Origin of the sequence: Paenibacillus sp. FSL H7-0714 (genome assembly GCF_038003765.1) — a bacterium.
Classification (GTDB): Bacteria; Bacillota; Bacilli; order Paenibacillales; family Paenibacillaceae; genus Paenibacillus_AQ.
The window spans coordinates 4,088,366-4,103,767 of the sequence record NZ_JBBOPT010000001.1 but is presented as its reverse complement, the minus strand read 5'-3'; the positions used below and the strand labels follow the sequence as shown (position 1 = coordinate 4,103,767).

12 protein-coding genes are annotated in these 15,402 nt (G+C 41.7%); 8 read left to right on the top strand and 4 right to left on the bottom strand.

Annotated features, from left to right (window positions below; genetic code table 11):
• The first annotated feature begins 1 nt into the window (after position 1).
• The 5 genes from NST34_RS18300 (at position 2) to NST34_RS18280 (ending at position 7,723) form a co-directional block, all read left to right on the top strand.
• On the top strand, positions 2-1,288 hold the full coding sequence (locus tag NST34_RS18300; RefSeq protein WP_076283483.1) for an ATP-binding protein: 1,287 nt from the start codon (positions 2-4) through the stop codon (positions 1,286-1,288).
• 121 nt (positions 1,289-1,409) lie between these two features.
• Entirely contained in the window at positions 1,410-3,464 is a 2,055-nt protein-coding gene (locus tag NST34_RS18295) for a serine hydrolase domain-containing protein (RefSeq protein ID WP_341128492.1), read from the top strand.
• Positions 3,465-3,540: 76 nt separating this feature from the next.
• Positions 3,541-4,710, top strand: coding sequence for a serine hydrolase domain-containing protein (locus NST34_RS18290; RefSeq protein WP_341128491.1), 1,170 nt, complete (start codon positions 3,541-3,543; stop codon positions 4,708-4,710).
• 118 nt (positions 4,711-4,828) lie between these two features.
• Positions 4,829-5,383 (top strand): DUF1700 domain-containing protein, encoded by a 555-nt coding sequence (locus NST34_RS18285; RefSeq protein WP_340970423.1) that lies wholly within the window; start codon positions 4,829-4,831, stop codon positions 5,381-5,383.
• Positions 5,384-5,653: 270 nt separating this feature from the next.
• Positions 5,654-7,723 (top strand): serine hydrolase, encoded by a 2,070-nt coding sequence (locus NST34_RS18280; protein ID WP_341128490.1) that lies wholly within the window; start codon positions 5,654-5,656, stop codon positions 7,721-7,723.
• 1,050 nt (positions 7,724-8,773) lie between these two features.
• On the opposite strand, the gene NST34_RS18275 is transcribed toward NST34_RS18280, so the two are convergent.
• Together NST34_RS18275 and NST34_RS18270 are read right to left on the bottom strand one after the other, a co-directional pair.
• Positions 8,774-8,986, bottom strand: coding sequence for a hypothetical protein (locus tag NST34_RS18275; protein WP_076283489.1), 213 nt, complete (start codon positions 8,984-8,986; stop codon positions 8,774-8,776).
• Positions 8,987-9,085: 99 nt separating this feature from the next.
• The gene (locus tag NST34_RS18270) at positions 9,086-9,598 is read right to left on the bottom strand and encodes a MogA/MoaB family molybdenum cofactor biosynthesis protein (RefSeq protein ID WP_081393012.1); all 513 of its coding nucleotides are present in this window, start codon (positions 9,596-9,598) and stop codon (positions 9,086-9,088) included.
• Positions 9,599-9,770: 172 nt separating this feature from the next.
• Between NST34_RS18270 and NST34_RS18265 the strand changes: the two genes are divergently transcribed.
• The 3 genes from NST34_RS18265 to NST34_RS18255 all read left to right on the top strand — a co-directional run bounded on the left by NST34_RS18265 (position 9,771) and on the right by NST34_RS18255 (position 11,944).
• A complete protein-coding gene (locus NST34_RS18265) occupies positions 9,771-10,796 on the top strand; it encodes a CobW family GTP-binding protein (protein WP_341128489.1) in 1,026 nt (341 codons plus the stop codon).
• A gap of 94 nt (positions 10,797-10,890) precedes the next feature.
• The gene (locus NST34_RS18260; protein WP_042128424.1) at positions 10,891-11,238 is read left to right on the top strand and encodes a four-helix bundle copper-binding protein; all 348 of its coding nucleotides are present in this window, start codon (positions 10,891-10,893) and stop codon (positions 11,236-11,238) included.
• Positions 11,239-11,479: 241 nt separating this feature from the next.
• Positions 11,480-11,944, top strand: a complete 465-nt coding sequence (locus NST34_RS18255; RefSeq protein ID WP_042188942.1) for a hypothetical protein — start codon at positions 11,480-11,482, stop codon at positions 11,942-11,944.
• Here the strand turns inward: NST34_RS18255 and NST34_RS18250 are convergent.
• Both NST34_RS18250 and NST34_RS18245 read right to left on the bottom strand, forming a co-directional pair.
• Complete coding sequence (locus NST34_RS18250; RefSeq protein ID WP_076298839.1) at positions 11,921-13,174, bottom strand: winged helix-turn-helix domain-containing protein; 1,254 nt, start codon at positions 13,172-13,174, stop codon at positions 11,921-11,923. The genes NST34_RS18255 and NST34_RS18250 overlap by 24 nt on opposite strands.
• Before the next feature lie 107 nt (positions 13,175-13,281).
• Complete coding sequence (locus NST34_RS18245; RefSeq protein ID WP_042188937.1) at positions 13,282-15,369, bottom strand: ABC transporter ATP-binding protein; 2,088 nt, start codon at positions 15,367-15,369, stop codon at positions 13,282-13,284.
• Positions 15,370-15,402: the final 33 nt, after the last annotated feature.

Sequence of the window (15,402 nt, the reverse complement as noted above, 5' to 3'; positions counted from 1 at the left end):
TATGATTCAAAATAATTTTCCTATTGTCTTTAGCATTGTACTTGTGATGGGTGTTCAAATTAATTTTTTCTTCAACTCGGTGTTTGATAAATCAGCTAAAAAACATAACCGATTTATTTATTTCATTATGTTTGGGTTGCTTGATTACATGTATCTGGTTATTCCCATCTCTCCTATTTTATCTTTGATTCTACCTTTGCTCATGATATTTAGTTTTGCACAATCTTATCAAGTAAAAATTAAAGACAAGATCATTTTTTCTATGTTTTACGGTGTTTTAATATCTCTCGTTAATTTTATATCCCTTTATATTTTTTATACCCTATATTCAATTGAGTTTAGCTTTGACCCTGTAAATGAATATGATCAAATAGCCTACACAAAAGCTATTTTACTCAGTTGCATGATCATGTTTGCTATCATTCAGATCATACGTCTACTTGCAAAACGTAGAAGTTACTCTTTGGATTATCGTTACTACATATTTTTTTCGGTTATTCCTATCGTAAGTATAAACCAACTGAATATTCTAACTTATAAGGACGCCTATTCTTTCATATCCGTCATTGTATTACTATTCTTAAACGTTATGATTTTCTATGTTTTTGATAATATCATTGATAAATTTCAATTCATGCATGAGAATGCTCAGCTGCAACAGCAGATGGACCATCAGGATGCGAATTACGAAAAAGTCGTTCACAGCTTTAAATCCATTAAAAGAATCATTCATGATACGAATCAACAGTTTTTGTATATTGAAGAGTGTATTGAGCGAAATGAGTTAGCAGCAGCAAGGGAACATATTAAGACTACATTAAATAAAGTTGAAGGGGCTTATCAACGGGTAAACACAGGGAATCTAGTTATAGATGCCCTTGTCACAAATACACTTAATATTGGACAAGCCAATGGCATAAGAATAGATACAAAGCTTAGCTTATGTTCACAAAAAGTCCATATTGACCGTTATGACTTATGTGTTGTCATTGGAAATATGCTAGATAACGCAATAGAGGCTTCTAAAAAGTTGAAGATCGCAGAAGATAGGTACATTCTTATAAAAATACATTCTACCGAGTCTACCCTTCTCATTCACATCATGAATCATATGGAGAATGAAGTTACCCACTTAAACAGCCAAAAATCAAACCCGGAATTTCATGGTATCGGATTAACGAACATAGCTAGAATCTGCGACAAGTACGGTGGTCATATGACCATTGAAACGAAACATAAAGTATTTAATAATATGGCACTAATACCATTATATACCAACAATCCCTAAACAACCTGTTGTTTAGGGATTGTTTTTTGCGTTTCAGGGCGATTTTCATTCTAACGGCGTTCTTCCTTGTATGATGATTTCAGTAAGTCACATCTAGAAGGAATACGAGGAGGGATTAATAATGAAGAAGATGGTTTCCGTAGTAATGACTGCAATACTTTTTGCAATACCAGTCACCCCTGCTTTTGCTCTAACGAATAATGATACTGTAAAAGAAAAGGCACAGGAGCTGGCTGCGAAGATTGTGTCCGATTATGGTGCAAGTGGATTACAGTATGCAATTATGGATCATGGATCCATTGTTTTATCGGATAGCGCTGGTGTCTACGATAAAGCGACCAAGAGTCCGATAACCAAAGAGACGATGTTTGGAATAGGCTCAGTAAGTAAAACGTATGTGTCTGCTGCAACGATGATGCTAGCTGATTTTAATCAAATTGATATTGATCAACCACTAACCACGTACATTAAGGACTTTAAAATGGCAGATGAACGATATAAAGAGATTACGCCACGCATGTTGATGAATCATTCTTCAGGAATTTACGGTAGTCACTATGGGAATAGTTTTTTGTTTGATGATAATGATACGAAAAATCATGATGAATTATTGGTCAAATTACAATCAGATAACTTAAAGTCAAACCCCGGCGAATTTTCGGTATATTGTAATGATGGTTTTCAACTGCTTGAAATCTTGGTTGAAAGAGTGAGCGGTTTAAGTTACAGCGAATTTCTTGAAACCCATATTAGCAAGCCTCTTCAATTAACCTCTACCCAAACACCACGTGATTCGTTTGATAGAGACAGACTCACAAAAACTTATTTTCCCGGGATCGATCAAGCTTTACCCACCGAGAATGCCAATCTCATTGGGACAGGAGGCATCTACTCCACGGCCGAAGAAGTAAGTAAGTTTGCTGAAGTATTAATCGGGAATCGAACGGATACTTTATCTGAGAAGTCAGCAATGGCTATGCAAAGTCATGAGTATAGAAAGGGAGTTTGGGTTTCTGAAGAGACAAACACCATTAATTATGGCCTGGGTTGGGATGCCGTCCGTTTAGCACCATTTAGTGATTACGGAATAACCGCATTATTCAAAGGTGGAGATACGTATATGTATCACGCTGCTTTGACTACCCTACCCGAACATGACATTTCTATAGCTGTACTTTCATCGGGAGGTAGTGGTATTTACAATAGTATATTTGCATCTAATATTTTATTAGAATATATAAGCGCCAAAGGCATCATTAAAGAAATCCTACCTAAAAAAACATTTGAACCTCCATTGAAAGTGGAAATGCCATCCGATTTGCTTGCTTACTCTGGATTATACGGTACCGTAGGTAAAACGGTAAATCTGGAGATAAAGAACGGAGAGATTGATTTACCCGATCTAGGATTTGGATCGATACCGCCTCAAAAATATGTATATACGGGCAAAGGACAATTTAAAAACAACGATGGGAATGCAACCATAAGCTTTGACCACCAGAAGAATGGAACAACCTATTTAAAACTTAACGCTTATACGGATACTCCAGGATTAGGTCAAACAGTTGCGGTAACCTACGAATATCAAAAATTAGATTCCAATCCTCTAAGTCAGTCAACTAAAACGATATGGGAACATAGAAATGGAAAAAACTACTACTCTTTGGATGAAAAGATAACTTCAATGTTGTACTTGAGCAAATCGCTTTTGGCAAAAAATATATCCGTTGATATCAACCATGGATACGCAACCGGCACTAAAATTGTTGACGAGAACAAAGCAGTAAATGTAATTGAGATTCCTACTTTGAACGGAAGAGATGCTTTCGATTTGAATTTCTATAATGAGAACCATAAAGAGTATTTAAAGATCGACGGACAATCCTATATTAGTGAAGATGCTATTCAACCCATTTATGAAGGGAACGACTCGTTTTGCATCATACCATCGGGTGGTCAGGCTGTATGGTATAAAATTGATGATCAATCAGCCAATCGAGTCATGAACGTTGAAACTCCAGTGAGTGGAGGGTTTGCCGTTTATGACGCAGATGGAATCGTTGTGAACTTTTCAAAGGCAACGAGCACTCATTCGGTAGTTCTACCTGAAGGTGGGATGATCGTTTTTGGTGGTAATGAGGGCAATATATTTAAAATTAATTTGATGAATAAATAGACGACTCAACTTTGTAAAACAACAATTAGGAAGATGATTACAAACTTACAATATTAATTGAGAAGAGGAATGCCTTATGAAAATACGTAGTCAAATTACATTTGCAAGTCTGGCCCTTTTAATAACTGGAAGTTCCCTGCTATACACATCGCCAAGCTCAATTGTAAAAGCAGAACCCACTCAAAATGTATCTAGTTCGTTACAAACAACCACTCAACGAGATCATAATTCCGTCAAGCAAGCAATGCGGGATACATTGCTACTTGGATTCCCAGGGATACTTGCTAAAACTTCTGAGGGTGGAAAAACGTGGGGTTATGCCGCTGGGGTAGCGAATCTGAGCACCAAGAAACCAATGGAAACAGATTTTCGATTTCGCATTGGCAGCGTGACGAAGACGTTCACCGCAACGGTTGTACTTCAATTAGCTGGAGAGAACCTCTTGAATCTAGATGACTCCATCGAAAAATGGTTGCCTGGTTTCATTCAAGGAAACGGATATAATGGTAAACAAATTACCATCCGGCAGATATTGAACCATACAAGTGGTATCGCTGAATACTCAAGATTCAAAGGCGCAGATTTTATGGATACGAAAAAATCGTATACGGCTGAAGAAATAGTGAAGATGGGGATTTCTCTGCCCCCAGACTTTGTCCCAGGAAAGGGATGGTCTTATTCAAACACAGGATACGTATTACTGGGTATTCTTATTGAAAAAGTAACCGGAAACAGCTACGCGGAAGAGATTGAGAATCGGATTATTGAACCGCTTGAATTATCGGATACATTCCTACCTGGCAATTCAAGCGTTATTCCAGGCACCAAGCATGCTCGGGGATATTCCCAACCAGACGAAGCAAGTGAGATAAAAGACGTTACTTATTATAATCCAAGTGCAGGTAGCTCGGCTGGAGATATGATTTCTACTGCTGATAACTTAAATAAATTCTTCTCTTCCTTGCTTGGTGGCAAATTACTCAAGAAACAGCAACTAAAACAAATGCTTACTACAGTTCCTACAGGAAGAGCAGGAATCGATGGATATGGTCTTGGAATCTTTGAAACTAAGCTTCCAAACGGTGTCTCGATATGGGGACACACAGGTGGCATTCTAGGGTTTTCTACGATTGCTGGAGGTACACTTGGAGGCAATCATACGTTGGTCGTCAGTTTGAACAGTTTGGGTAGAGATAACAGTCCTAATCCGTTTAAAAGTATTTTACTTGCTGAATTTAGCAAGTAGGAAAAATGAAAAATGGAAAATACGGATAAATTCTGCGCAATACAAGGGGTTGGCCCCATATTTGAAGATTATGATAATTTATTAACAGCTATATCAGTAATCAAAGGAGAGTTAAATTATGGATAAAATTATGAATGATTATCTAATGAAAATTGACAATCATTTGAAATCGATGACCGATTCCGAGCGTATTGACATTTTAAAAGAAATCAAAAGTGTAATACTTGAATTGCAAAATAATGGTGTATCTACTGAGCAAATCATCGAACGGTTAGGAAACCCAAAAGAATTAGCGAAAGTATACTTAGGTAAAGCCATTTCAATGAACAGTAAATTTAGTTGGCGTAAATTTGGTGCAATATTTGCTCTTTGTAACAGTTTTGTAGGTGTCAGTGGTATCTTACTCTTGCCGTTCATCAGTACTCTTTCCATTGCTTTAATGATTGGTGGAGTTATTACGCCGATAGGCGGAATTCTTAAATTTGTCGGACAACATATGGGATTTGATATTGGGGGAATAACAATCGAAATGGGAGCATTTACACCAAGCCCAATGTATTCCTTGCCAATTTCTATTGTGATTGGAGTGTTAATGTTTTGGTTTGGGAAAGTCTTATGGAAGCTTACTATTAAATATATTCAGGCAATTAGTCAGAAAAAGAAATTAATATAATGAACCGGGCGCGACGGTCATTCATAGACCAACCGTACCCCGATTTCTGGCTGGCCTATTTTTTTGTAGGCATATATCGTCAATCGCAATCGAAACAATCGAAAGGCACACCGTAGCCATCGGAGTTAGCTGCAGAGGTCTGACCTTTTTTTGCTTGACCTTAGGCTAGGTGATGAACTATTCGGAAGACTGTGCGGGGAAATAATTCATCATATTACACTGAGAGGGTACTTCCAGCCTATACTAATTTCATTGACGGAGGATTTTCTAATGCGTAAAAAAAGAGTTTCAAAAGTGCTTGCTGTAACGCTAAGCACGTCTCTAGCTGTGACTTACTTAATTGCTTTGGTCGGAGGGTATAGTGTCAGTGCGGAACAGCTCCCTCTTAAGGGACAAACAATCACAGCGATTCAGACTGCAGCTGTTCCTGCTGCTCCAAGCGGTCCGGTTGACCCCAAAGAAGTGGAGGCCTTCGCGGACAATTACTTTGGGAAAAGCCTGAAGAAGTTCAATGTTCCGGGTGCCATGTTCGTCGTCGTTCAGGACGGACAAGTGGTTTTATCCAAAGGATACGGGTATGCAAACAAAGAAAGCAAAACCCCAGTAGATTCCAATACCGTTTTTCGCATCGGTTCCATTTCTAAGACGCTTACAGCTGCGGCTGTGCTGCAGCTTGCAGACAAAGGGAAGATCAAACTGGATCAGGACATCCAATCATATCTCGGAGGTATCACAATACCAAATTCGACAGGTAAACAGCTAACTTTGGAAAATATGCTGACCCACATGACTGGGTTCGATTTCCCATATGAAAAAGACGATGACGCCTCGCCCGATCTTCTCAATCAAGAGAATTCTCTTCGAGATTTCTTAATGGATCGAATGCCAACCATCGTCCGGACGCCGGGGGAAGCCTACCAGTATGACGATTATGCTTTTGCTTTGGCGGGATATGCCGTGGAACAAGTTACTGGGCTCCCTTTTCATGAATACATGGATAAAAACATCTTTCAACCACTCGGCATGAATTCTTCCCATGATCTTGTAACCCCAGAGCTTAAAGCCCGAATGGCTGCAGCTTACGATCCGGAAGGCACGCCATATCCGGAGTATGGCCTTTATCCTACGGACATGCCTCAGGGCGGAATGTTGTCCTCCGGAAGCGATATGGCTAAATTCATGATCATGCTTCTACAAAAAGGAAAGGCCGGAGATCGGCAAATGTTAAGTGAACAAAGTGTTCAACGAATGATCAAGTTTTCCGTTTTCGCTCATCCGGCCATACCTATAACAAGCTATGGATTTGAAAGCATTTTTAATGAACTGTCGAATGGTCAGTATGTCGTCAGCAAAGGTGGGAACATCCCCGGACATGCCTCTTTTACATGGCTACTGCCTGAGCGCAAAACGGGGATGTTCGTCATTTATAATAATGATTCCGAATTGCGCTCGGATTTGTATGCTGCTTTTATGGACCATTATTATCCGAAGAGCACTGAGATGCCTGAATCGGTATCACCTCTTACAGAACAGCAAGCCGCGCGTTATATCGGATTATACAAAGACCTGCATACCCCGTCATTTGTGACTAGAATTACGTACAATAACGGACAACTTGTAGCGGAAGACAGATACAAATTGGGGAATGGCAAGACTACTTTGAAAAAGATAGATCCCTTGTTGTTTATGGATGACCACGGGAAGAAAATAGCATTTCTTGAACAAAAGGATGGAGGTATTGCTTATATGTATAGACCCTCCAAGTCCCCGATAGCCTATTCGCCCAAAATACAGGATAAAGCGTTGTTTTCCGATGTCTCGAAAGAAAGCCCCTACCAACCGTCTATAGAAAAGCTCCATTCGCTTGATATCATTAATGGAAGAGATGGGCGCAGCTTTGACCCGAAGGCGTCCGTGACCCGTGCGGAATTCATCACAATGCTGCTGCATGCTTTCGGCTATCCACCCTCCAAATCGAAATCCGGTTATACGGATATCGAACACCATTTTGCCTTCAAAGAGATACAGGCAGCGGTCGAGCAGCATTGGTTGGAGGAGGAGACCGGAGACCGATTTGAACCGGATCGCACAATAACTCGGGAAGAAATGGCCGTCATCTTAACGCGCATTCCTCTTCCATGGCCGCTTGGCGATGAGGTCCGATTGGCAGGGAAAACCGATGATTCGGCTATCAAGGCCGTAAGCAAGCTTGTTGCTGCCGGAGTTACGGATCCGGTCACAATAATCAATTCTGACGGTTCAGTCGATTTCCACTCCAAAGAACCTTTGCTTCGCCAAGAAGCCTCCTATTTCATTGACAAGATTCTATTTGTTCCTTAATCGCTTATCGGCCGTTACAGCCGCATTCGCGCCGTGACGGAATCTCCAACCATGACTAACTTGTTGTTTCTTTCCAGTTTTATTTTTCACTACCTTAGCGCTTAGCACATTCTATTCGTGAGGGATGGGACACTATTGTTCAATAAAATATCGACAGGCTATAATCTATGGTTTTCGTATTTTATTATTTGGTCGATCTAAACCTTTACTTTCCCTTTCCTTAAACAGCAACAAGTTTTTTTAGAAAAAGCTTAAAAATGAATGTAAATATGGGGCAATAGAAGGGGATTGAAAGAATCTGCCTACGCTATTGCCCCTTTACAATGATTAGGATATAATCACCTCATTACGAAACACATTTATTTTCTCCGCTGTCTTATGTTCAGCTGGAGAAGGAGCTGTTGTCTTAATTGACAACTTATAGAATATGCCTTGAGGTTGAAAAAGTGTGGCCATTTTTTGGTTATGCCTTTTTTTCATTTCAAGGCTTTTTTTATGTCCAAAAACATGAAAAGGGGGAGATAAAGATGGACTATATGAAGAAATACTGGCCTATAGAGCTGGAATGCATAAGAAAAGGCGTAAATCATCTTGATGATTACGTCACTATGATTTGTCCACATTAATCAAGTGCTCGCTTACTCGAAACAGTATCGGGAGCAGATAACAATCACTCAATTTGAACCAGTTCAAGATATTAAGAACCGGGGAGTGTTGTGATCGCAATAGACAGGCAACTACGGCGGATCAAACTGCAAATAGAATATGACTATGATTGGATTAAGATCGATGATGTGGTTAAGGTAACTACATAAAAAACGCCCCGGAAACTTTCCCCGGGGCATAACTACTATTCCTCGAATAACTCATCCATTAAACTATGGATTTCCTCTTTTTGGGAAACCGTAGCCTCAATATCGAATTTAGTTTAGAGTATGAATTTGAATTTGAATTGTTTTTTGACAGAAAAAAGCGAGAGAAGTCCCAATGCATTTAGCACGAGTCTGTCTCTCACATATAGGGGACTTTTAATAGTGTTGTGAAGTAGAGTTATCTTCCGCCTCTAGGCATCATGGAGTTATCCACAAATACATCTTTAACTGAATAGGTGTAGCAATGGCGAGGTACGGGTACACAGTGGTGACGTCTTACGATTTCAATTGGATGAATCACATTTACTACTTGTGGGTGGAAGTGATCTTGATAAACCACCTTAGGTGGGTCAGTAACCGTTTGGGCTGGGCATTTTGGACATTCAGACATTTCCTTCAGCTCCTTTTGTGTGTGGACTTACCGTATTATACGCACAGAACAAAAGCCTGCTTGGTTGTTTGTCTATTGTATTTAAAAATGGGTATTTGCTTAACGCTTGTAAATTTCACGCATAACATGGCGAAGTTCCGGGATAATTAGCCGTTCCATAGCCAGTTTTACGGCTCCAGTAGAGCCGGGCATAGAAAAGATAGCGGTCTTTCCCATGGTGCCTGCAATGGCTCGACTAAGAATAGCTGCCGAACCGATGTCCTCTGTGAAGCTTAGCATCCGAAAAATCTCACCGAAGCCAGGTAATGTTTTATCTAGCAAAGAGGCAACAGCTTCATACGTCGTATCCCGTGGAGAAATCCCTGTTCCACCAGTCAGAAGTACAGCTTCTATTCCGGCGTGGTCAACACATTTATATAATAGCTCACGAATATCTTGATAATTATCTTTCGTAATGGTGCTGCCTATCACTTCATACCCGGCTTCTTCGAGCATAGATTTAATCAAAGCTCCTCCGGTATCTGTTTCAATAGTTCTGGTGTCCGAGACAGTAATGATATAGCAGGAAACGGTTTGAGGCGCTTCTTTCCGATGTTCTTCAACAGATGACAAATGGCTCAACTCCTAGATTAGAGATGTTATCATGATAGGGTATGGCAGAAGCAAAGACAAGCTTACTTGTACTCACAGAATTCAGCAGGAATTTGGGGTGCCGCTTGCGTGCTTCGCGCGCATGTAGTACACTCGCTACACATAACTGTAATTTGCTGGGGAGCGATGAAACATGGAACAGGTCGTACCTGTGTATATATTGTCAGGATTTCTGGGGAGCGGCAAAACAACACTGCTGCAGCGCCTACTAGATCATTGGAAAAATCAGGGTTTACGCCCTGCAGTAGTGATGAATGAGCTGGGTGAAGTGAATTTAGATGGATTGTTAGTTGAGCAAACTTTCCCTATGGCAGAACTACTTGGTGGATGCATATGCTGTTCTATCCGAAGTGATCTTAGTACAGAACTCGCAACACTGATCAAGAAGGAGACTCCGGATGTCGTAGTGATCGAGGCAACAGGCGCTGCCAATCCGCTGGAAATTGTGGATGGCGTAACCGAGATTTCGTTGTATCAAAAAGTAGAACTAAAAAGCTTGATCACCGTCGTTGACGCCGCGCATCTTCTTGAACTGTATCGCGCACAACAGGGGGCAACTTATCGTTTGATGCAGGAGCAGATTCGCTGCGCTTCTGTCTTGCTATTGAATAAAATTGACCGTGTAACCGCTGAAGAGGCGGAGGAGGTTAACGTTGTACTGCGGAAATGGAACGCTTATGCACCCATTCTGCCAACTGTGCGTTGTGAGGTGGAACCGGAGGAACTGTTGCGTGATGCAGGTGGAGTTCTTACGGATAAACAGCTGGAAGAGGTTGAGGACGCAAGCGAAAGCTTCATGCATGATGAAGATGAACACACTACTGGTGGCACACATACTAGCCACGATCATGTGATGGCGTACACACATTATTTTAAACGTCCAGTAAACAGTGAAGAATTCGAACAGTTCGTTAAGGAATTGCCGCGAGATGTTTATAGAGCTAAAGGTATTGTGACCTTTAATGACACCTCCAGCCGGTTTCTTTTCCAATATGCCTATCGTGAAGCTGATTTTATGAAAATCACACCACAAGGCGAAGTGCCTGACGTTGCCGTATTTATCGGCGAACATTTCTCATCAAATGAACTGCGCACTAGGTTACTGGAGATGGAGGGACGTACCTTCGTTCGTCCTAGTACAGTTAAGAGAAGTCTATAATCAGATCTCCTTGTCAGAAGTTGTAATGGTTCATTCCTAATCTTGTAGGTTAATAGTATCGCATACCCTATAAAAATACAGGAGGTTTAAGGCTATGACCCGAATTCAATATCAGGAGTGCATTGACGCTTGTTTAGAAAGTATGAATGCCTGTAATTATAGCTATGTCTCAAGCCTAAAAGAATATGATCTTGCTTCTCTGCGTGAAAGCATGCGGCTAGATCGTGAATGTGCGGATATTTGTTCATATGCCGTACAAGCGATGACTCGCCAAAGTCCGTTTGTAGCCGGAATTCTCCGTCTGTGTGCCGAAATTTGTGAAGCCTGTGCAGATGAAAGCAGCAAGCATATACATACACATTGTCAGGAATGTATTGATGCCTGCCGTAGATGTGCTGAGGCGTGTCGTTTGATTAGCGATGCGGTTGAAGTATACGCGTAAGGTTGTATACCCAACCTAACTATATAATAAGCAAATGACCAGACCATTGCTGTGGATGTACAGCATGGTCTGTTTTTCTTTTTAGCACAAGGCTAGATTAAATTTCGTTTCTAGAAGAGGAAATATGTAGGGAACTGGAGAATTAACAGTAGATATGAAGCGAACATAAACTTCTCCGAATCACCTGGATGATATCAGTTTATTATAGCTCTGGCAGGCCGAACAGAAGTGGAGGGGAAAGATGAAGCATACACAAGTACCAGAGAGTGAACAATCCAAGGAGTTATTTGCGTATTTTGGACTAGCAGTTTATTATGGTCAAGCTCTAGAACAGCAGTTGACCAATTTGTTATTGCTCACCAAATTATCACAAGGGAAGACGCCCACTGAAGCAGATCTGACTGATTTGTATCAGCGAAAACTCAGCAATTCACTCGGTCAACTCATCAAAGAAATCCAGCATCACTTTCCTTTCTCAGAGCAAGAAACCGCTCAGCTAGAAGAAGTGTGGAAGCAGCGTAATCATATCGTTCATGATTATTTCAAGGAACGGATACAAGAAACGTTCACCCCCGCTGGAAGGGCGAAAATGATTGAGGAGTTAAAACGATTCAAAAATAAAGCAAGAAGGCTAGAAATCAAATTACAAGGCTATTGTACAGAAATGTTCACGAAACTGGGGTTAGAAGAGGAGACTTTGCACTAATAACCCTTCTAATCCGCACTCCTCTACAACCTCCGGTCTAAAATGAATCTTAGAAGCTCTAACGCAGCGTGACAGTGCAGATAGAGCTTCGCCTAATGCCGGAAGCATCTCTGGCGTTAGGTGTTCACCCGGTTCCCACCACCAATTCATAATGTTCAATGTTTGGCTCTTCTTATCCATCACCGGTTCAAATCTCGCAATAAAACGATCATTATATAATATAGGCAGTACATAATAACCATACTCCCGTTCCAAGGCTGGTTTATAGACTTCCCAGCGGTAATGAAATCCAAATAATTGTCGGATCAGCTCTCGATCCCATATCAAGTTATCGAGTGGAGCCAAGACAGCCGCAAACGAATAACTTGAATGACTCTCAGCATCTTCAGACTCCTGCTGTATTACAGCTTCTAAAGTTAGAGCGTCCATGCTACGGATGTAGAGTGGAAGCTTAATACCCTCCACTAGAACTTCTCTGAGACTGTCCGCCATTAACAGTCTTTGAATCGCTTCAGTACGTTCCTTGCTCTTTAGACCAGAAATTCCAAGCCATCCGTCGCCAGATTTATTCCATAACAGTCCGATGCTACCTATTCTACGCAGCACATACCAATCATTAAATTGTTCATCTGTGGGGTTAGGGTCTTCAGTGTTTAAAAGATTATGAGGAAGCAGGCGTTCAGTGAAATCGTAATACCGACGGGTATGAACACGATGATGAACGACTACTTCCCCCCAAAAGTACATACTTTCCAAAGCGGCCCGGGTTAATCTAGCCGGAGCCCAAGCCCAATCCACCTTATCCTTACCATCTAGATCCAGAGAGGAGAGGGGACCGCGCTTTAATAGCTCTTCACGAACCTGTTCTACTGTAGCCATTACTGGCTCATTGGCCCGATGGCGTGTGGCTGATGCCTCTCTTCTGCGTTTAAAATAAGGCCAGTCCTCTGTACAATAAATGGACATGTTCTTGTCCCAGCCATCTATTAGAAGTCGGTCTTGATACAGTAGCTCTTGGGCTTGCTCAGGTGTGAAACCGGGAACTCGTGCTTGGAGGACAAGCTCATGGTTATGGCCTGCGATGTTAAGTGGATCATATTGGATACAGCCTACGTGACGAACGTAATCATAAACACTAAGTTTACCGGCAGGAAGAGCGCCCCTAGTTAACTTTTGGTGAGCCAGGAGAAAAAGTCGAGCTTGCTTCTTAGTTATAGTGTATGTACGCATCAAAAGCCTCCTTCACCTATATGTATTATTTTTCATTTTACAGAACAAACGTTCTAATTTCAAGTATAGAAAAACCCTGAATCACAGGATGTGACTCAGGGGATCGATTACATCTTCTCTAACGATGGTTGCAAGCTGCCTAACGAAGGTCGGGAGGGTGCACCATTGTTATTGTCTATGCTGTTAGAACCAGCACCTACTTGTAGCTGGTACATCCGGAAGTATCTACCGCCGAGTGCCATCAGCTCATCGTGGCTACCGCGCTCTACGATCTCTCCGTGATGCAGAACAAGAATCTGATCTGCGCTGCGAATTGTAGATAGACGGTGCGCGATGATGAATGTGGTACGTCCTTTTTTGAGGACTTCTAATGCATCTTGAATGACGCTTTCTGTCTCCGTGTCGATATTGGAGGTAGCTTCATCAAGAATCAGAATAGCTGGGTCGAAGGAGAGCGCTCTGGCAAACGAAATCAATTGCCGCTGACCTGCAGAAAGGGTGCTCCCTTTTTCAATAACCGGTTCATCAAAACCTTGAGGAAGGTGGGCCAGCAATTTATCTGCTCCGACTTCCCGTAAAGCCCGTTCAACCCGTTCGCGTGAGATTCGTTCATCCCCCAGGCTGACATTGGAAGCAATAGTACCAGTGAAGAGGTAAGGGTCTTGAAGAACAATCCCCATGTGATTGCGTAGCCATTGCTTCGGAATATCTGTAACCTTCTGGCCATCAATCGTGATTTCACCTTTCTGTGGATCATAGAACCGGAATAATAAGTTGATTATCGAGCTTTTTCCGGAACCGGTGTGACCTACTAGTGCAACAGTTTCGCCTGGGCGTGCTTCAAAGGAAATATCGCGAAGGACGAAGTCTTTTTTATAAGCAAAAGATACGTTCTTAAACTCCACTTTTCCTTTATAGCGCGGCATGGAACCATCGGTAACATTCTCCCCAGGCTCATCCATAAGAGTAAACACACGACCCGCAGACACCATAGAAGTGTCGAGATTTGCAAGCTGATTCACCATACCTGTAATCGGTTGGAACAAACGTCCAAGCACATCGACGAAGGCGTATAGAACACCTAAAGATACAAATGTAGAACCCGTAATACTGCCATGTCCGAAATACCAAAGCACCATCACAAAAGAGAGACTGCGTAGAGAGTTCACCAGGTTATGGGAGGTGAAGGCATTCAGATTCAGCATTTTATTCTGATATTTCAAGTAGTCATCGTTCAGATGCTCAAATTCTTCACCAAGCTGCTTCTGACGGCGGAATATACGAACAATGGACATTCCTTGAATCGATTCATTAATGATAGCGTTGATCTCACTCAGACGTGAGCGGATGATCGTATTGTATTTTGTAGCTATTTTGCGGTAGAGCACGATCCAAAGAATAAGAATCGGGATGATGAACAAGCTGATCAGACCTAGCCGAACATCGAGCAGGAACAAGGCGATGTATACACCAGTAATATTAATAATACCAGTACTGAAATTAGAGAGAACGGCAATAAATAGATCCTTAATCGCCTCGGTATCATTAGTTACACGTGACACTACCTTACCTGCTGGCAAGTTGTCAAAAAAGTAAACCGGAAGTCGCTGGATATGCGCATACACATCTGTTCGTAGTTTTCGGATTACCTGATTCGCCGAAGATTGCAGCCAATAGGTTTTACCGAATTCGGCAAAGATCGAGATGACCAGGAAGATAGCGTACAAACCGACCAGCTGATAAATACCAGGGAGCTCAGGTTTGTAAAAATCAAACAGTTCATCCGCTGAAAGTTTAACAGCAGGATAGATGACTTCGTCCTGGCCGCGCGTGATATGCATTTCACCATTACTGAACTTTCTCTCACCATCGGATTGTGTTACGGCTTCATTGATAAAGTAGAAACTTCGTCCCGATTGAAGAATGCGAATTTCTTGACCCTTAGCTTCCCCGGGTTCAAAACGGTCTCCGCGTTTGTAATAAGCGTTGTTATACTGAACCGCCTCATCTGGTGATGCAGTACTAAAATAAGGCTTTTCGATGGCCAACATATGATTGTCAATCATGCTTTTGGCAATAAATGGACCTGCCAGTTCAGCCGCTACCCCGATGGAGAGGAGTAGAAGGGCTGCGATAAAGGTTTTTTTTGCGGTCAATGCGTATTCAAGCAGGCGTTTGCCTGTACTCTTTGTCAACGGTGACACCTCCTAAAAGTTTTGCATAGTCAT

Excerpts from the sequence above, each read along its gene's own strand:
- NST34_RS18300 (WP_076283483.1), top strand. The coding sequence starts at position 2 with ATGATTCAAAATAATTTTCCTATTGTCTTTAGCATTGTACTTGTGATG.
- NST34_RS18295 (WP_341128492.1), top strand. The coding sequence starts at position 1,410 with ATGAAGAAGATGGTTTCCGTAGTAATGACTGCAATACTTTTTGCAATA.
- NST34_RS18290 (WP_341128491.1), top strand. The coding sequence starts at position 3,541 with ATGAAAATACGTAGTCAAATTACATTTGCAAGTCTGGCCCTTTTAATA.
- NST34_RS18285 (WP_340970423.1), top strand. The coding sequence starts at position 4,829 with ATGGATAAAATTATGAATGATTATCTAATGAAAATTGACAATCATTTG.
- NST34_RS18280 (WP_341128490.1), top strand. The coding sequence starts at position 5,654 with ATGCGTAAAAAAAGAGTTTCAAAAGTGCTTGCTGTAACGCTAAGCACG.
- NST34_RS18275 (WP_076283489.1), bottom strand. The coding sequence starts at position 8,986 with ATGTCTGAATGTCCAAAATGCCCAGCCCAAACGGTTACTGACCCACCT.
- NST34_RS18265 (WP_341128489.1), top strand. The coding sequence starts at position 9,771 with ATGGAACAGGTCGTACCTGTGTATATATTGTCAGGATTTCTGGGGAGC.
- NST34_RS18260 (WP_042128424.1), top strand. The coding sequence starts at position 10,891 with ATGACCCGAATTCAATATCAGGAGTGCATTGACGCTTGTTTAGAAAGT.
- NST34_RS18255 (WP_042188942.1), top strand. The coding sequence starts at position 11,480 with ATGAAGCATACACAAGTACCAGAGAGTGAACAATCCAAGGAGTTATTT.
- NST34_RS18250 (WP_076298839.1), bottom strand. The coding sequence starts at position 13,174 with ATGCGTACATACACTATAACTAAGAAGCAAGCTCGACTTTTTCTCCTG.